20 protein-coding genes are annotated in these 16,339 nt (G+C 68.6%); 17 read left to right on the top strand and 3 right to left on the bottom strand.

Features of this window, described 5'->3' with window-relative positions:
- The first annotated feature begins 17 nt into the window (after nucleotides 1-17).
- Together RSA25_RS05540 and RSA25_RS05535 are read left to right on the top strand one after the other, a co-directional pair.
- Nucleotides 18-806 carry a DUF3108 domain-containing protein gene (locus tag RSA25_RS05540; protein WP_332807906.1) on the top strand — a complete coding sequence of 263 codons (789 nt, stop codon included), beginning with the start codon at nucleotides 18-20 and terminating at the stop codon, nucleotides 804-806.
- A 2-nt stretch (nucleotides 807-808) separates the two neighbouring features.
- On the top strand, nucleotides 809-1,492 hold the full coding sequence (locus RSA25_RS05535; RefSeq protein WP_332807905.1) for a DUF3108 domain-containing protein: 684 nt from the start codon (nucleotides 809-811) through the stop codon (nucleotides 1,490-1,492).
- Between the two features lie 537 nt (nucleotides 1,493-2,029).
- On the opposite strand, the gene RSA25_RS05530 is transcribed toward RSA25_RS05535, so the two are convergent.
- The 3 genes from RSA25_RS05530 to RSA25_RS05520 form a co-directional block, all read right to left on the bottom strand.
- Nucleotides 2,030-2,341 (bottom strand): EF-hand domain-containing protein, encoded by a 312-nt coding sequence (locus RSA25_RS05530; protein ID WP_332807904.1) that lies wholly within the window; start codon nucleotides 2,339-2,341, stop codon nucleotides 2,030-2,032.
- Complete coding sequence (murA, locus tag RSA25_RS05525; RefSeq protein WP_332807903.1) at nucleotides 2,338-3,612, bottom strand: UDP-N-acetylglucosamine 1-carboxyvinyltransferase; 1,275 nt, start codon at nucleotides 3,610-3,612, stop codon at nucleotides 2,338-2,340. Before murA ends, RSA25_RS05530 begins: the two co-directional genes overlap by 4 nt.
- A gap of 81 nt (nucleotides 3,613-3,693) precedes the next feature.
- Nucleotides 3,694-3,924: a BolA family protein gene (locus RSA25_RS05520; RefSeq protein ID WP_313246431.1), complete on the bottom strand. Its 231-nt coding sequence runs from the start codon at nucleotides 3,922-3,924 to the stop codon at nucleotides 3,694-3,696.
- A gap of 53 nt (nucleotides 3,925-3,977) precedes the next feature.
- Between RSA25_RS05520 and RSA25_RS05515 the strand changes: the two genes are divergently transcribed.
- The 15 genes from RSA25_RS05515 to RSA25_RS05445 all read left to right on the top strand — a co-directional run bounded on the left by RSA25_RS05515 (nucleotide 3,978) and on the right by RSA25_RS05445 (nucleotide 16,122).
- Nucleotides 3,978-4,979: a KpsF/GutQ family sugar-phosphate isomerase gene (locus RSA25_RS05515; protein ID WP_332807902.1), complete on the top strand. Its 1,002-nt coding sequence runs from the start codon at nucleotides 3,978-3,980 to the stop codon at nucleotides 4,977-4,979.
- Between the two features lie 45 nt (nucleotides 4,980-5,024).
- Nucleotides 5,025-5,573, top strand: a complete 549-nt coding sequence (locus tag RSA25_RS05510; protein ID WP_332807901.1) for an HAD hydrolase family protein — start codon at nucleotides 5,025-5,027, stop codon at nucleotides 5,571-5,573.
- Complete coding sequence (lptC, locus tag RSA25_RS05505) at nucleotides 5,570-6,130, top strand: LPS export ABC transporter periplasmic protein LptC (RefSeq protein WP_332807900.1); 561 nt, start codon at nucleotides 5,570-5,572, stop codon at nucleotides 6,128-6,130. The genes RSA25_RS05510 and lptC overlap by 4 nt, the downstream gene beginning before the upstream one ends.
- Before the next feature lie 110 nt (nucleotides 6,131-6,240).
- On the top strand, nucleotides 6,241-6,780 hold the full coding sequence (gene lptA, locus RSA25_RS05500) for a lipopolysaccharide transport periplasmic protein LptA (protein ID WP_332807899.1): 540 nt from the start codon (nucleotides 6,241-6,243) through the stop codon (nucleotides 6,778-6,780).
- Nucleotides 6,780-7,499 carry an LPS export ABC transporter ATP-binding protein gene (gene lptB, locus RSA25_RS05495; RefSeq protein WP_332807898.1) on the top strand — a complete coding sequence of 240 codons (720 nt, stop codon included), beginning with the start codon at nucleotides 6,780-6,782 and terminating at the stop codon, nucleotides 7,497-7,499. Before lptA ends, lptB begins: the two co-directional genes overlap by 1 nt.
- A gap of 41 nt (nucleotides 7,500-7,540) precedes the next feature.
- Complete coding sequence (locus RSA25_RS05490; protein ID WP_332807897.1) at nucleotides 7,541-8,980, top strand: RNA polymerase factor sigma-54; 1,440 nt, start codon at nucleotides 7,541-7,543, stop codon at nucleotides 8,978-8,980.
- Between the two features lie 57 nt (nucleotides 8,981-9,037).
- Nucleotides 9,038-9,355 carry a ribosome-associated translation inhibitor RaiA gene (raiA, locus tag RSA25_RS05485; RefSeq protein WP_332807896.1) on the top strand — a complete coding sequence of 106 codons (318 nt, stop codon included), beginning with the start codon at nucleotides 9,038-9,040 and terminating at the stop codon, nucleotides 9,353-9,355.
- A 21-nt stretch (nucleotides 9,356-9,376) separates the two neighbouring features.
- The gene (locus RSA25_RS05480) at nucleotides 9,377-9,829 is read left to right on the top strand and encodes a PTS sugar transporter subunit IIA (RefSeq protein ID WP_332807895.1); all 453 of its coding nucleotides are present in this window, start codon (nucleotides 9,377-9,379) and stop codon (nucleotides 9,827-9,829) included.
- Nucleotides 9,826-10,776, top strand: a complete 951-nt coding sequence (gene hprK, locus RSA25_RS05475) for an HPr(Ser) kinase/phosphatase (RefSeq protein ID WP_332807894.1) — start codon at nucleotides 9,826-9,828, stop codon at nucleotides 10,774-10,776. Before RSA25_RS05480 ends, hprK begins: the two co-directional genes overlap by 4 nt.
- Nucleotides 10,773-11,669, top strand: a complete 897-nt coding sequence (gene rapZ / locus RSA25_RS05470) for an RNase adapter RapZ (RefSeq protein ID WP_332807893.1) — start codon at nucleotides 10,773-10,775, stop codon at nucleotides 11,667-11,669. Before hprK ends, rapZ begins: the two co-directional genes overlap by 4 nt.
- 167 nt (nucleotides 11,670-11,836) lie before the next feature.
- The gene (locus RSA25_RS05465; protein WP_332807892.1) at nucleotides 11,837-12,229 is read left to right on the top strand and encodes a PTS fructose IIA subunit family protein; all 393 of its coding nucleotides are present in this window, start codon (nucleotides 11,837-11,839) and stop codon (nucleotides 12,227-12,229) included.
- Nucleotides 12,222-12,491, top strand: coding sequence for an HPr family phosphocarrier protein (locus RSA25_RS05460; RefSeq protein ID WP_332807891.1), 270 nt, complete (start codon nucleotides 12,222-12,224; stop codon nucleotides 12,489-12,491). The genes RSA25_RS05465 and RSA25_RS05460 overlap by 8 nt, the downstream gene beginning before the upstream one ends.
- Nucleotides 12,492-12,493: 2 nt before the next feature.
- Entirely contained in the window at nucleotides 12,494-14,263 is a 1,770-nt protein-coding gene (gene ptsP / locus RSA25_RS05455; protein ID WP_332807890.1) for a phosphoenolpyruvate--protein phosphotransferase, read from the top strand.
- A 218-nt stretch (nucleotides 14,264-14,481) separates the two neighbouring features.
- Nucleotides 14,482-15,843 carry a magnesium transporter gene (gene mgtE, locus RSA25_RS05450; RefSeq protein WP_332807889.1) on the top strand — a complete coding sequence of 454 codons (1,362 nt, stop codon included), beginning with the start codon at nucleotides 14,482-14,484 and terminating at the stop codon, nucleotides 15,841-15,843.
- Between the two features lie 12 nt (nucleotides 15,844-15,855).
- Entirely contained in the window at nucleotides 15,856-16,122 is a 267-nt protein-coding gene (locus RSA25_RS05445) for a hypothetical protein (protein WP_332807888.1), read from the top strand.
- The last annotated feature ends 217 nt before the right edge of the window (nucleotides 16,123-16,339 follow it).

Below are 16,339 nucleotides of genomic sequence, written 5' to 3'. Positions count from 1 at the left end.
TCCCGCCGCGTGTCCGCATGAAGATCCTTTCGTCCAAGCCCGTGCTGCTGATTGCGTCCCTGCTGTGCACCGTGGCGATCGCGCACGCCCAGGAGGCGACCGCGCCACCGGCGACGCCGCCGCTGCCGGCCGTGCCTGCCATCAGCTGGGAAGCGCCGCCGCTGGAGCCGTTCAGCGCCACCTACCAGGCCCTGTACAAGGGCAAGGAAGCGGGTGATGCCATCATGCGCGTGACCCACACCGGCGGCGCGCAGTGGCGGGTGGACATGCAGGTGGTGGGCCGGCGCGGCTTTGCCAGCGTGCTCGGGCTCAACCTGGAGCAGAGCACGGTGTTCGAAAAGCGCGGCGACACCTACGTGCCGATCAGCCAGGCGACGGTGCGCAAGGGCCTGTTCCTGGGCAAGAAGGTGAGCGGCACCTACAACTGGCAGGCCGGGACCGCGCAGTGGCTGGGCGACCTGAAGAAGGAGCGCACCCAGCCGATCCCGCTGCAGCCGGGCGACCAGAGCGCGCTGCTGATCAACCTGGCGATCATGCGCGACGCGCGCCCGGGCGGGCAGATGCACTATCGCTACGTGGACGTGGGCCGGGTGCGCCAGCACGACTACCAGGCCGCGCCGGACACCGAGAACGTGCAGGTGGGCGATCTCTCCTACAACGCGCTGCGGGTCCATCGGACCAACGGCGGCAATGACGAAACCATCCTCTGGATCGCCAACGGCGTGCCAACGCCGGTGCGGATCCTGCAACGCGAAGACGGCGAAGATCGCATCGACCTGCGCCTGATCGAATACCAAGGAGTCTGAGCATGAACCTGATGAACCGCCCGCTGACCTGGATCGCCGCTGGCGCACTGGCCGTGGTGAGCCTGCCGGCGATGGCCCTGCAACCGTTCAAGGCCGATTACCAGGCCAGCTACATGGGCATGCAGGCCAATGGCACGATGACGCTGAGCAGCGAAGGCGCCAACAAGTGGCGCTACAGCCTGAACGTGAAGAACCAGCTGGCCGACCTGAGCCAGAGCACGGTGTTCGACGAAAGCAACGGGCGCCTGCGCCCGCTGAGCAGCAATGACCGCTCGGTGCTGCTGGTGAAGAAGCGCAACGTGGATGCCACCTACAACTGGAGCAGCAACCAGGCGACGTGGACGGGCGATGTGAAGCCGGACCGCCGCGGCCCGGTGGCGCTGAAGGCCGGTGACATGGACGCGCTGCTGATCAACCTGGCGATCGCGCGCGACCTGGCCGCGGGCAAGCCGCTGAGCTACCGCATGGTGGACGAAGGCCGGATCAAGCCGATGACCTACAAGGTGGTCGGGCAGGAAAAGATCACGGTGGCGGGCAAGTCCTATGACGCGACCAAGGTCTCGCGGACCGACGGCAACAAGGAACTGATCGCCTGGATCGTCAAGGAGTTCCCGGTCCCGGCCCGCCTGCTGCAGCGCGAAAGCGGCAAGGACGCGCTGGATCTGACCATCAAAGGGATGAACTAAGCGCCTCTTGCCGAGCCTCGGTCGGCCGAATGTCTTCGTTCGGCTGGCACGCGCGCGTTGGGGGCCGCTTGGCGGCCGGCAGACCCTTTCGCCAATGTCCCCCGGCGCCGGCCTGCGGCCGTCCCCTCCTCCTTTATTTGGCCAAGGGTCTGCCGGCCGCCAAGCGGCGTCGCGTGCGGAAAGTAGCAGCCGGGATACCGCGAGTGCATGCGTGGCGGGCACCTGCATCATCACCGCGCCGGTGAGCTATCCCTCAACATCGACGCCTGACAGCAAACCAACCTGACCTCTCCATCCAGCGCATCCGTGGATGCCCGCTCTTCCCCCACCGCAAGCCGTGCCTCTTGGCGGCCGGTAGGTCCTTGGCAAAATAAAGGAGGAGGTCGGCGCCGCAGGCGTCGGCCGGGGGACATTTGCGCAAGGGCCTGCCGGCCGCCAAGGGGCCCCGGACGCGCGCGCGGCACCCAAAAGAAGACGCAGCTTCAAAGAAGACGCAGCGTCATACCAAAAAAACGCCCGCTTGCGCGGGCGTTTTCATCATTCCTTCCTGGCTTCGTCGCCAAACACCGTCTTGCAGTCCACGCGGATCTGCTCGCCGCTGCCGCGCCAGTAGAAGCTGCGGCAATGCCGGTTGCCTTCCTGCGTGCTCTTGACCGCCACCGCATAGAACGCCTGCATCACCTCGGTCCGGCTCACCGTGCCATCGGCGTTCCAGTCCATGTCCTGCTGTTCGATCCCCTGGGTGATGGCGATGTCGGCATACCAGGCGTAGCCCAGCCACGCCAGCACCACCAGCACGATCACCAGCAGCGCCTTGCGACGACGGGTGAAAGCGCCGCGCAGGATCATGCCGTCACGCGCCGGATGCTTGCACCGAGCGAGGACAGCTTTTCTTCGATGTTTTCGTAGCCGCGATCCAGGTGGTAGATCCGGTCGATCGTCGTGTCACCCTCGGCCATCAGCCCCGCCAGGATCAGCGACGCCGACGCGCGCAGGTCCGTCGCCATCACCGGCGCGCCGCTCAGGTGCTCGGCGCCGCGCACGATGGCCGTGTGCCCTTCCACCTGGATGTCCGCGCCCAGGCGCAGCAGCTCGTTGACGTGCATGAAGCGGTTTTCGAAGATCGTCTCGTTGATCACGCCCACCCCGTCGGCCACGCAGTTGAGCGCCATGAACTGCGCCTGCATGTCGGTCGGGAACGCCGGGTACGGCGCCGTGGTCAGGTTGACCGCGCGCGGCCGCTTGCCTTCCATGTCCAGGGTGATGCTGTCTTCGGTCGTCTCGATCTTCGCCCCCGCCTCGACCAGCTTGGACAGCACCGCGTCCATCGTGTTGGGCCGGGCGCGGTTCACGGTGACCTTGCCGCCGGTCATCGCCGCGGCCACCAGGAAGGTGCCGGTCTCGATGCGGTCGGGCAGCACTTCATGACGGCCGCCGGACAGCGTTTCCACGCCTTCGATGACCAGGCGCGCCGTGCCCAGGCCTTCGATCTTCGCGCCAAGCGCGATCAGGCAGTGCGCCAGGTCGGTGACTTCCGGCTCCATCGCCGCGTTGTCCAGGATCGTGGTGCCCTCGGCCAGCACCGCGGCCATCAGCACGTTCTCGGTGCCGGTGACGCTGACCATGTCGAAGGTGAAGTGGCCGCCCTTCAGGCGCTTGGCCGTGGCCTTGATGAAGCCATTCTCCACCACGATCTCCGCCCCCAGCGCCTGCAGGCCCTTGATGTGCTGGTCCACCGGCCGCGAGCCGATCGCGCAGCCGCCCGGCAGGGACACCTCGGCCGCGCCGAAGCGGGCCAGCAGCGGGCCCAGCACCAGGATCGAGGCGCGCATGGTGCGCACCAGCTCATAGGGCGCCACATGCTGGTTGACCGGGCGCGGGTCGACCACGATCGCGCTGCCGCGCGACAGGGTGCCCTGGTCGATGGTGACCTTGGCGCCCAGCTCGCCGAGCAGCTTCACGGTGGTCACCACGTCGTGCAGGTGCGGCACGTTGGTGATTTCCACCGGCGCATCGGCCAGCAGGGTGGCGCACAGGATGGGCAGGACGGCGTTCTTGGCGCCGGAAATGTTCACTTCACCGTGCAGCGGCTTGCCGCCGGTCACTACGATCTTGGCCATGGAACCTACATTGGAATGAGGGAGAGCCGACCGGGGGCCGGCTGGGGTCGTCGGCAGCAGCGCCGACCGTGGGAAGGCGGATCAGCCCGCTTCGGCCGGGGTCACCGTCTTCAGCGCCAGCGCGTGGATGGCCCCGCCCATCAGATCGCCCAGGGTGGCATAGACCATGCGGTGGCGCGCCAGCGGCAGTTTGCCGGCAAAGGCGTCGCAGACCACGGTGGCCTCGAAGTGCACGCCATCGTCGCCCTGCACGTCCGCGCGGGCGCCCGGCAGGCCGGTTTCGATCAGATTGCGGATGGTCTCGGCGTCCAACGGGCTTTCCTAATAAAATGAGCGCCCATTCTACTCTTCCGCGTGGCGCCCGCATGGCTGTATCGCCCCTGCTCCCCCACCCGGCCGACGCTGCGGCCCTGGTCGCCAGCGGCCGCCGCGTGTTCCAGATCGAGGCCGACGCCCTGGCCGCGGTGGCCGACCGCCTCGGTGATGCCTTCAGCCAGGCCTGCCAGCTGGTCCTGCACGGCAAGGGCCGGGTGGTGGCCACCGGGATGGGCAAGTCCGGCCACGTGGCGCGCAAGATCGCCGCCACGCTGGCCTCCACCGGCACCCCGGCCTTCTACGTGCACCCCGGTGAAGCCGGCCACGGCGACCTGGGCATGATCACCGAGGACGACGTGGTGCTGGCCCTGTCCTACTCGGGCGAGTCGGACGAACTGCTGATGCTGCTGCCGGTGCTCAAGCGCCAGGGCAACCGGCTGATCGCCATGACCGGCCGGCCCGGGTCCAGCCTGGCCCAGGCCGCCGACGTGCACCTGGACGTGAGCGTGCCGGCCGAGGCCTGCCCGCTGGCGCTGGCGCCGACCTCCAGCACCACCGCCTCGCTGGCCATGGGCGATGCGCTGGCGGTGGCGCTGCTGGACGCGCGTGGCTTCACCGCCGACGACTTCGCCCGCTCGCACCCCGCCGGCAGCCTGGGCCGGCGCCTGCTGCTGCACATCACCGATGTGATGCACAGCGGCGAGGAGCTGCCGCAGGTGGGGGCCGAGGCCAGCCTGAGCGAGGCGCTGGTGGAGATGAGCCGCAAGCGGCTGGGCATGACCGCGGTGGTGGATGCCGACCAGCGCCTGATCGGCCTGTTCACCGACGGTGACCTGCGCCGCGCCCTGGATACCGCGCTGGACGTGCGCAGCGCGAAGATCGCCGAGGTGATGACCCGCAACCCGCGCACCATCGGCGCCGACCAGCTTGCCGCCGAGGCCGCCCGGCTGATGGAAACCCACAAGATCACCGGCCTGATGGTGGTCGACGAGGCCGGCCGGCTGGTCGGCGCGCTGAATATTCATGACCTGTTGCGGGCGCGGGTGGTTTAAACCACAGTGCCCTTCCCTCATTCAGCCAAGCGCCCCGACCTGACGATGCCCTATTCCCCGCTGCCCGGTTTCCCGTCCCACCTGCATGCCATCGCCGGCCGCATCCGGCTGGCCTGCTTCGACGTGGACGGCACGCTCACCGACGGTCGGCTCTACTACGACCGTGAGGGCAACGAGAGCAAGGCGTATTACGTGCAGGACGGACTTGGCCTGAAACTGCTGCAACAACACGGCATCCACCCGGTGCTGATCACCGCGCGCAACAGCCAGTCCGCGCTCAAGCGCGGCGCGGACCTGGGCATCGACACCCAGATCGCGGTCGGCGACAAGCTGGCCAGCGTGCGCGCGCTGTGCGACACCCACGGCATCGGCCTGGACCAGGTCGCCTTCATGGGCGATGACCTGCCCGACCTGGCCCCGCTGTGCGCGGTCGGCCTGGCGGTGGCGCCGGCCAATGCCCACCCCTGGATCGCCGAACGCGTGCACTGGCAGACCCGTGCCGATGGCGGCCGTGGCGCCGCACGCGAGCTGTGCGACGTGCTGCTGGCCGCGCAGGGCAAGGTGGACGCGGTGCTGGCGAGGTTCGGCGCATGAGCTGGCGCACCGCCCTGGGCGGGCTGCTGCTGGTCGCCGCGCTGCTGAGCGGCTGGTCGCTGCTGCGCCACCGCGACAAGCCCGCTGCCGAGGTCACCGACGACGGCACCAAGGACTATGTGCTGCACGATTTCCAGATCGTGGCGCTGGATGACCAGGGCAAGGAATCCACCACCCTGCAGGCGCCGCTGCTGGAGCGCTCGCGCAGCGATGAAACCATGTCCATCGCCACCCCGCTGTTCCTGCTGCCCGACAACGAGGGCAACCACTGGGAGCTGCGCAGCGAAAAGGGCTGGGTGAGCGCCAAGGGCGACCAGCTCAAGCTCACCGGCAACGTCAGCGGCGACAGCCCCAAGGTGGGCAACGTGCCCCCGACCACCTTCCGCACCGACCATCTGGACGTCTTTCCCAGGCAGAACAGCGCCAAGACCGACGCACTGGTCACCATGACCCGCCCGGGCATGACCCAGTCCGGCGTCGGGTTCGAGCTGGATTCCAAGAGCAAGACGTATCATTTCCTGAGCCAGTCCAAGGGCCGCTACACGCCCAGACGCTGAGCCGACGCCCTGGCGACGCCACCCAGCGGCGCCGGGCACCGTAGCCCCCGACCCCCTGGCCCGGCAGCCGCCGGACCTCGACCCCCACCTTCGCAGGACAGACCCCTTTCATGAAGATCCTATTTGCAGCCGCCTGCGCGATCAGTCTTCTGGCCCCTGGCCTGGCCAGCGCGAAGTCCACCGACCGCGACCAGGACATGACCATCGATGCCGGCGCCCAGACCGGCACCCTGATCGGCGATGGCAAGACCACCCTGTCCCAGGGCGTGACCATCACCCAGGGCACGCTGGACCTGCGCTCCTCCGATGCCGAGATCTACATGAAGGACGGCGAGGCGGTGCGCGCGGTGTTCACCGGCAAGCAGGCCAAGCTCAAGCAGCAGCTCGACGACGGCAGCTGGATGGATGCCAGCGCCGACCGCATCGACTACGACATCAAGGCCGAGGTGCTGGTGCTCACCGGCAACTACCACGTCAAGAGCGCGCGCGGCACCAACGCCGGCCAGAAGATGACCTACAACACCCGCACCGGCGAAATGAACAGCGGCGGCGACGGCACCCGCGTGCGCACCGTGATCCCGCCCAAGAACAAGGCCGCGGCCGGTCCGGCCACCAAGACCACCGTCCCCGCTGCCGGGAGCAAGAAGTAATGCTCGTCGCCAAGGGCCTGCGCAAGCGCTACAAGCAGCGCGAAGTGGTGAAGGATTTCGGCCTGACCCTGGAGGCCGGCGAAGTGGTGGGACTGCTCGGCCCCAACGGCGCCGGCAAGACCACCTGTTTCTACATGATCGTGGGCCTGGTCGAAGCCGACGCGGGCAGCATCGTGCTCGACGGCAAGGACATCACCGCCGACCCGATGTACACCCGCGCCAAGCAGGGCGTGGGCTACCTGCCGCAGGAACCGTCGGTGTTCCGCAAGCTGACCGTGGCCGACAACATCCGCCTGGTGCTGGAACTGCGCGAGGACCTGGACAAGGCCGGCCGCGAAAAGGAGCTGAATTCGCTGCTGGATGAGCTGCAGATCGGCCACGTGGCCGACCAGCTTGGCGCCAGCCTGTCCGGCGGTGAGCGCCGCCGCTGCGAAATCGCCCGCGCGCTGGCCGCCCGCCCGCGCCTGATCCTGCTCGATGAGCCCTTTGCCGGCGTGGACCCGATTTCGGTCGGGGAGATCCAGCGCATCGTCACCCACCTCAAGCAGCGCGGCATCGGGGTGTTGATCACCGACCACAATGTGCGCGAAACCTTGGGAATCTGCGACCGCGCGTATATCCTCAACGAAGGCAGCGTGCTGGCGCAGGGAGCACCGGACGCGATCCTGGACAATGCCGACGTCCGTCGCGTCTACCTTGGAGACACCTTCAAGCTCTGACCGGCGGCCGTCGCAGCGCCTTCCCTTCGTTCGGCACAGGCATGAAAGCACGGCTGCAGACATCGCTGGGGCAACAACTGGTCATGACGCCGCAGCTGCGTCAGGCCATCAAGCTGTTGCAGATGTCCAGCGCCGAACTGGAGCTGGAAATCGCCGAGGCGGTGGAAACCAACCCCCTGCTGGACTGGGCCGAGAACGCCGAGCCGGCCACCGACGGCGCCCCCGGGCAGAACGAGGACAACACCGCCGACAGCCCGCCCGAGGCCGCCGGCGAGCGCGCGCCGGCCGGCACCGATGACTGGGCCCCCGGCGAAAGCGACTGGAGCAGCGGCAGCAGCGGCTCCTTCGATGACGACGACGACAACAGCAGCGCCGCCGAGCGCGTGGCCGATACCGAATCGCTGGTCGACCACCTGCTGTGGCAGCTGCACCTGTCGCACCTGTCCACGCGCGACCGCAGCATCGGCGCGGCGCTGATCGACGCCTTCGAGGACGACGGCTACCTGCGCGAACCGCTGTCGGCCATCGCCGAGACCCTGCTGCCGGCCATTCATGCCGATGAAGCGGACATCCTCACCGTGCTGCACCAGATCCAGCGCTTCGACCCGATCGGGGTCGGCGCGCGCAGCCTGGGCGAATGCCTGCAGCTGCAGCTGGACGTGCTGGCCGCCGACACCCCCGGCCTGGCCCTGGCCCGGCGCATCGCCGACGGCCCGCTGGAGCGCCTGCCGCGCAGCGGCGTGGCCGGGCTGGCCCAGGAGCTGCGCGCGCCGCTGGCCGAGGTGGACACCGCCGTGCAGCTGCTGCGCTCGCTGGACCCGCGCCCCGGCACCCAGATCGGCGAGCTCGCCCATGACAGCTACGTGGTGCCCGACTGCGTGGTCTGGCGCCAGAACGGGGTCTGGCGCGCGGCCCTGGCCGCCCATGCCGGGCCCAAGGTGGTGATCCACCGCGGCTACGAGCAGATGATCCGGCGCTGCGGCGAAGCCGACGCCGGCTACCTGCGCGCCCACCTGCAGGAAGCGCGCTGGCTGCTCAAGGGCCTGGAAGCCCGCGGGGAGACCCTGCTGCGGGTGATGCGCAGCCTGCTGCAGCAGCAGGCCGCGTTCCTGGAGTTCGGCGAGCAGGCGCTGCGCCCGCTCACCCTGCGCGAGGTGGCCGGCGAACTGGGCCTGCACGAATCGACCATTTCCCGCGCCATCGCCCGCAAGTACGTGCGCACCCCGCGCGGCACCGTGGCGCTGCGCGCCTTCTTCGCCTCGGGCATCGACACCGACAGCGGCGGGGAAGCTTCCAGCACCGCCATCCAGGCCATGATCCGGCGCCTGATCGACGCCGAGAATCCGCGCAAGCCGCTTTCTGACGCCAAGCTGGCTGACCTGCTCAAGACCTCGGGAATACCGGTGGCGCGCCGCACCGTGGCGAAGTATCGTGAGGCCATGAACATTTCCGCCTCGCACGAACGGGTAAGAATCGTCTGACGCTCCACCGCGCCTGGCGGAAGGTTCATTGGCAAATCCGAACAAAGGAGAAACCCGATGCGCATCGAGACGTTTGGTAAGGATGTAGAAGTCACCCCGGCCCTGCAGGAGTACGTGGAAACCAAGTTGCAGCGCCTGGGCAAGCACTTCGACCAGCACTGCGAGGTGCGCGTGACCCTTGCCCTGCGCAAGAACGAGCATCACGTCGATGCCAGCGCCAACGTCCCCGGCCAGACCCTGCACGCCGAGGCCGGCGGCCAGACCATGTATGCGGCCATCGACATCCTGGCCGACAAGCTGGACCGCCTTGTCATCAAGCACAAGGAGAAAAAACAGCAGCACGCACCGCTGCCTGTGGGCGACAATGACGACTGACGTCCTCGCTCTTCCCCCGACATGCCCTTGACTGATCTTCTGGCGGCCGTGCGCACGCAAGTGTTGCCGGCCGCTGATCGCGACAGCGTACTGCTCGCCGCCGCCCGGCTGCTGGCCTGCCGCGAAGCCAACGCCGAGCAGATCTACCAGAACCTGTGCCAGCGCGAGCAGCTGGGCAGCACCGCCATCGGCCATGGCATCGCCATCCCGCACGGCCGCGCGCCCCTGCTGGAACGCCCCCGCGGCGCCCTGCTGCGACTGGAGACCCCGGTCGATTTCGGCGGCGACGAGCCGGTGGACCTGGTGTTCGCCATCGCCGTACCGGCCCATTACACCCATCAACACCTGATGCTGCTGTCCGAGCTGGCCGAGCTGTTTTCCGAGCCCGCCATCCGCCAGGCGCTGCGCGAAGCGCGCGATGGCCAGGCGTTGCGTCAGGTGATCGAATTCCCCCCGCCGGCGAGCGCCGCATGAATACCAGCATCACCGCGCGTGAGCTGTTCGAACAGCAGCGCGACCGCCTGGCCCTGCGCTGGATCGCCGGGCAGCAGGGCGAGCGCCGCGAACTGGAGGCGGGCAACACCGTCTCCCGGCGCCCGTCGCTGGCCGGCTACCTCAATGCGATCTACCCCAACAAGGTGCAGATCCTGGGCACCGAGGAGCTGTCCTGGCTGGACTCGCTGGACTCGCGCCAGCGCTGGGAGACGATCGAGCGGATCATGCATTCGCACCCGCTGGCGCTGGTGATCACCCGCAACCAGGCCTGCCCGGAAGATCTGCGCGCGGCCGCCGACGAATCCCAGACCCCCCTGTGGATCTCGCCCAAGCGCGGCCACGAGCTGCTCAACCACCTGTCCTACCACCTGGCCCGCACCCTGGCGCCGCGGGTGATCCTGCATGGCGTATTCATGGAGATCTACTCCATCGGCGTGCTGATCACCGGCGAGGCCGGCTCGGGCAAGAGCGAGCTGGCCCTGGAGCTGCTCAGCCGCGGGCACCGGCTGGTGGCCGACGATGCCCCCGAGTTCACCCAGATCGCCCCGGACGTGCTCGACGGCACCTGCCCCGAGCTGCTCCAGGACCTGCTGGAAGTGCGCGGCCTGGGCGTGCTCAACGTGCGCGAGATGTTCGGTGATACAGCGGTAAAGAAGAACAAGTACCTTCGGCTGATCGTGCACCTGACCAAGCCCATGACCGAACCCAGTGCCTATGGCTACGAGCGCCTCACCGGCGATTCGGGCACCCGCCACGTGCTGGACCTGGACGTGCCGCTGATCACCCTGCCGGTGATGCCCGGCCGCAACCTGTCGGTCCTGACCGAGGCGGCCACCCGGCTGCACATTCTACGTACCAAGGGTATCGACCCCGCGGCGATGTTCATCGCCCGCCACAGCAACCTGTTGGAACGACGAACGCCATGAACACCCCCGCCCCCGCCTCCGCCCCGGCCTCTGCCACGCTGATCATCGTCAGCGGCCTGTCCGGGTCGGGCAAGACGGTCGCGCTGAAGACCCTGGAAGACCTGGACTACTACTGCTCGGACAACCTGCCGATCAACCTGCTGCCCGATTTCGTGCGCAGCCTGCTGGCCGGCCACGATGCGGCCGCGCCGCGGCGGCTGGCCGTGGGCATCGACGTGCGTGGCCAGAGCGACCTGAGCCAGCTCTCGCACTGGCGCGAAGAAGCCCAGGCCGCCGGCCTGGAGGCGCAGCTGCTGTTCTTCGATGCCACCGATGAAACCCTGCTCAAGCGCTACGCCGACACCCGCCGCCGCCATCCGCTGAGCCAGCTGGGCCTGTCCCTGCCCGAGGCGATCGCCCGCGAGCGCGAACTGACCGCCCCACTGCGCCGCGCCGCCGACGCGGTCATCGACACCACCAGCCTCAACGTGCACCAGCTGCGCCGCAAGGTGGTGACCGAGTTCGCGCTGACCCATGGCAACAAGCTCTCGCTGCTGTTCGAGTCCTTCGCCTACAAGCGTGGCGTGCCCGCCGAGGCCGACTTCGTTTTCGACGTGCGGGTGCTGCCCAACCCGCACTGGGAGCCGGCGCTGCGTCCGCTGACCGGGCGCGATGCCGGCGTGCGCGAGCACCTGGATGCCCAGCCGGACGTGCAGCGCTATGCCGCCCAGCTCACCGAGTTCCTGGACACCTGGCTGCCCCGCCTGGGCAATGACACCCGCAGCTACGTGACCGTGGCCTTCGGCTGCACCGGCGGCAAGCACCGCTCGGTGTACATGGCCGAGCGCATGGCCCGGCACGCCCGCGACCAGGGCTGGGCCGAAGTAGCCACCTTCCACCGCGAGCAGGACTGAGCGCGCGGGCGAGCCCCATCTGGAACACAGAATTGTCGTGGGATTGGCGGCCGTGTGCGAAAAAGCCTTTTTTGACGTCACCCGACCCACGGTCGGGTGCTACCCGGGGTAAGCCGCGTGCGGCTTACCCCTACCCCCAATTCATGTTGACCTGTTAACGTTCGAAGATGACCTGTGGCATTCTCCTCGTAACCCATCCCGGTGTTGGCACCTCCCTGTTGGAGGTGGCGACCCGGCTGCTGCGGCACCTGCCGCTGAAGACCGAAGCTTTCGAAGTACCGTTCGACGCAGACCTGGACGTCCTGCTCCCACTCGCCTCGGCCGCCTTGCGCCGGGTGGACAGTGGCCAGGGCGTGCTGATCCTGACCGACCTGTACGGCGCCAGCCCCAGCAATCTGGCCGGGCAACTGGCTCGTCTGGGCACCCCGGCTCGCCGGGTTTCGGCGCTTAGCCTGCCGATGTTGTTGCGGGTGATGAATTATCCGGAACAGGGACTGGATCAACTACCTGCCACTGCCGCGGCAGGCACTCGCAATGGAGCGATTGTCGACGATGCTTGAACGTGAACTCACCGTATCCAACCGCCTGGGGCTGCACGCCCGCGCCACTGCAAAGCTGGTGCAGGAGCTGGCCCCGTTCCGCTGCAACGTGACCATGGCCGCCAAGGGCCGGGAGATCAACGCCAAGAGCATCATGGGCGTGATGCTGCTGGCCGCCGCCCAGGGCACCCCGGTCACCGTGCGCATCGACGGCGAAGACGAAGCGGCCGCCATGGACGCGGTGGTGGGGCTGTTCGAACGGCGCTTCGACGAGGACAGCTGAGCATGCCGGGGCAGCCGTCGCGACCGGGCACGGGCACGCCGACGCGGACCGCCTCCGGCGCGTTGCTGCTGGCCGGCCACGGCGCCTCGCGCGGCAATGCGCTGGGCCGTGCCCGGGTGCGCCTGCCGCATGCCCTGGAAGTGGCCGAACAACGCATCCCCTCGGCCAAGGTCGAGGCCGAGCTGGCCCGCCTGCACCAGGCCGTGGACGCGGCCCGTGCGGAAATGCACGACCTGCGCCAGCGCCTGCAGGGCGCGCTGAACCAGGAGGCCGGCGAGTTCCTGGACCTGCACGCGTTGCTGCTGGACGACCCCGAGCTGCTGTTCGGGCTGGATGAGCTGATCCGCAGCGGCCCCTACAGCGCCGGCTATGCGCTGCGCGTGCAGCGCGACCGCCTGGCCAAGGTCTTCGATGGCATGGACGATGCCTACCTGAAGAGCCGCATGGACGACCTGGACCATGTGATCGGGCGCATCCACGCCTTCCTGCAGAAGCGCCCGCCGGACGTGAAGGGCATGGCCGGGGAGATCCTGGTCTGCGACAACATCGCCCCCTCCGAGCTGGCCCAGCTGCAGGCCCATGGCGTGGTCGGCATCGTCACCGCCGGGGGCAGCGCGCTCTCGCACAGCGCGATCCTGGCGCGCAGCCTGCACCTGCCGCTGATCGTCAACGTGGCCAACGTGCTGCAGAAGGTCGCCGACGGCGACGTGCTGATCATGGACGGCAGCGACGGTACGGTCACCATCAACCCGCAGGCGGCCGACCTGCGCGACTACCGCGTGCGCCTGCGCGAGCATGCGCGCGAACAGCGCGAGCTGGGCCGGTTGCGGACCAAGCCCACGCGCACCCGCGACAACGTGGACATCGCGCTGCTGGCCAATGCCGAATCCAGCGAGGACGTCACCCAGGCCCATGCGCTGGGCGCGCACGGATTGGGACTGTACCGCACCGAATTCCTGTTCCTGCAGCGCAATGAACTGCCCGACGAGCAGGAGCAGTTCGAGACCTACCGCGACGCGGCGCTGGGCATGAGCGGGCGCCCGGTCACCATCCGCACCCTGGACCTGGGCGCGGACAAGGCCGACCGCACCGGGCTGACCCTGAGCAACGAGGAAAATCCCGCGCTCGGCCTGCGCGGGGTGCGCCTGTCGCTGGCCCGGCCAGCCGTGGCCGATACCCAGCTGCGTGCGATCCTGCGCGCCTCGGCCTACGGCAAGCTGCGCATCCTGCTGCCGATGGTGAGCACCCGCGAGGAAATCCTCGCCGTGCGCCGGCGCATGGCCAGGCAGGCCGCGCTGCTGCGCGCCCAAGGCCATGAGGTCGCCGAGCACATCCCGTTCGGGGCGATGATCGAAGTGCCGGCCGCGGCGATCGCGCTGGAGAGCTTCATCGACCTGGTCGACTTCCTGTCCATCGGCACCAACGACCTGGTGCAGTACCTGCTGGCGGCCGACCGCAACAACGAAGCAGTGGGCGAGTTGTATTCCCCGCTGCACCCGGCGGTGATGCGGCTGCTTGCGCACATCCTGCGCACCGGCCGCGAGCATGGCATCCCGGTGGCGGTCTGCGGCGAGATCGCCGGCGACCCGCGCATGACGCCGATGCTGCTGGCCCTGGGCCTCACCGAGTTCAGCCTGCACCCGGGCACGCTGCTGGAAGTGCGCCGCGCGATCCGCGACAGCGACCTGTCGGTGCTGCAGGCGATGGCGCCGAAGCTGCTGGCCGCCCGCGACCGCCGCGGCATCGAGCGCTGGCTGGAAAAGGCCCGGTAGTGCCGGCCGCTGGCCGGCAACCACGCATACCGTTCCGAAGGTTCATGCGGAGCCGGCCAGCGGCCGGCACGACCGGCGTTGAATGCGTGCGTCCCACGCGCATCGCCGTCTGCGCCCTACCCGATTGACACACAACCACGCGATAATGACGCGCTGACCACCGCCGATGCCGCATCCTTCCCGGGATAGCGGCCTTTTCTTTTCCGCAGGAGCTGCCCATGGCCGAAGCCGTACGCCACGACAAGACGGCACGCCAGCTGCGGCTGTTGTCCGATGCACTGGACAGCGGGCGACTGGGGCCGGTGCGCCGGCTGGTCAACACGCTTGCGCCGGCGGAGATCGGCAACCTGCTGGAATCGCTGCCGCCGGGCAAGCGCGAAATCGTGTGGGGGCTGGTCGATCCGGAAGACGATGGCGAGGTGCTGGTCCACGTCGGCGAAGAAGTGCGCGAAAGCCTGCTGGCCGACATGGACCCGGACGAGATCATCGCCGCGGTCGAAGACCTGGACATCGATGACCTGGCCGACCTGGTCGAAGACCTGCCCGATACGGTCATCGACGAAGTGCTCAAGTCGATGGACCGCGAGAACCGCGAGCGGCTGGAGCAGGTGCTGTCCTACCCCGAGGACAGCGCCGGCCGCCTGATGAACCCGGACGTGGTGACCGTGCGCGCCGACGTCAACGTGGACGTCGTGCTGCGCTACCTTCGCCTGCGCGGCGAACTGCCCGACCACACCGACCACCTGTTCGTGGTCAGCCGCCGTCACCAGTACCTGGGCCGCCTGTCGCTGGCCTCGCTGGTGACCCACGAGGACAACACCCCGATCAACCGGCTGATCGACGACGAGCAGCCGGCCATCGATGTCGGGGAGAGCGCCGAGGAAGTGGCGCGCCAGTTCTCCGATCATGACTGGGTGTCGGCACCGGTGGTGGATGACAACAACATCCTGCTCGGCCGCATCACCATCGATGACGTGGTGGACATCATCCGTTCGCAGGCCGAGCACCAGGCGCTGGGCGCCGCCGGCCTGGACGAGGAGGAAGACCTATTCTCGCCGATCAAGCGCGCCGTGCGCGGCCGCGTGGTCTGGCTGGGCATCAACCTGTGCACCGCGTTCCTGGCCGCCACCGTGATCGGCCAGTTCGAGCTGACCCTGCAGAAGGTGGTCGCGCTGGCCGTGCTGATGCCGATCGTGGCCGGTGTCGGCGGCAATGCCGCGGTGCAGGTGCTGACCCTGATGGTGCGCGGCATCGCGCTGGGCCAGGTGGGCCAGAGCAACGCGCGCATCCTGCTGTGGAAGGAATCGCGGGTGGCGCTGATCAACGGCACCCTGATCGGCACCGTGGTGGGCATCATCGCCTTCCTGTGGTTCCACAGCTTCCTGCTGTCGCTGGTGATCACCCTGGCGCTGATCATCAACTTCTGCGCCGCCGCCCTGGCCGGGGTGCTGCTGCCGCTGCTGCTCAAGCGCATGAACGTGGACCCGGCCGTGGCCGGCACCGTGGTGGTGACCGCGGTGACCGACGTGATGGGCTTCTTCAGCTTCCTCGGCCTGGCCACCCTGATCCTGCTGCACTGACGAGCACCCCGCATGGCCCTGACCCTGGACAACTACTTCCTGCCCGGCTGGCGCGACCAGACCCACACCTGCCCCGCCTGCGAGTGGCAGGGCAGCGCGCGGCAGATGCCGATGGAACTGCACGAGGACGAGGCCGAGTTCGACTGCCCGCAGTGCGAGAACCCGATCCTGCTGGTGGTGCACCCCAGCCTGGCCCAGGTGCAGGCCGCGGCCGCCGACGGCCATCCCGAGGCGATCGAGCAGATGGCGATCCTGGCCGCCGCGCCGCGCCCACACTGACGCACTGCAAGATGCCTGGCGGCGGCCGGCGGCCTAGACTGAAAACGATTCCAGTCGAGGATGGGCAATGGCACGACGACACGCGGGCTGGCTGTTGTGGGCGATGGCGATGCTGGCCTTGAGCGGGTGCGCGCCGCCCCGTGGCGACGTGGGCCGGTTCGAGGCCCGCGCGGTCACGCTCGACGGGCAGACCCACCGCTACCAGGTGTTCATCCCG

Origin of the sequence: Stenotrophomonas sp., assembly GCF_036662295.1 — a bacterium.
Classification (GTDB): Bacteria; Pseudomonadota; Gammaproteobacteria; order Xanthomonadales; family Xanthomonadaceae; genus Stenotrophomonas.
This window is presented reverse-complemented; position numbering and strand designations above follow the sequence as displayed.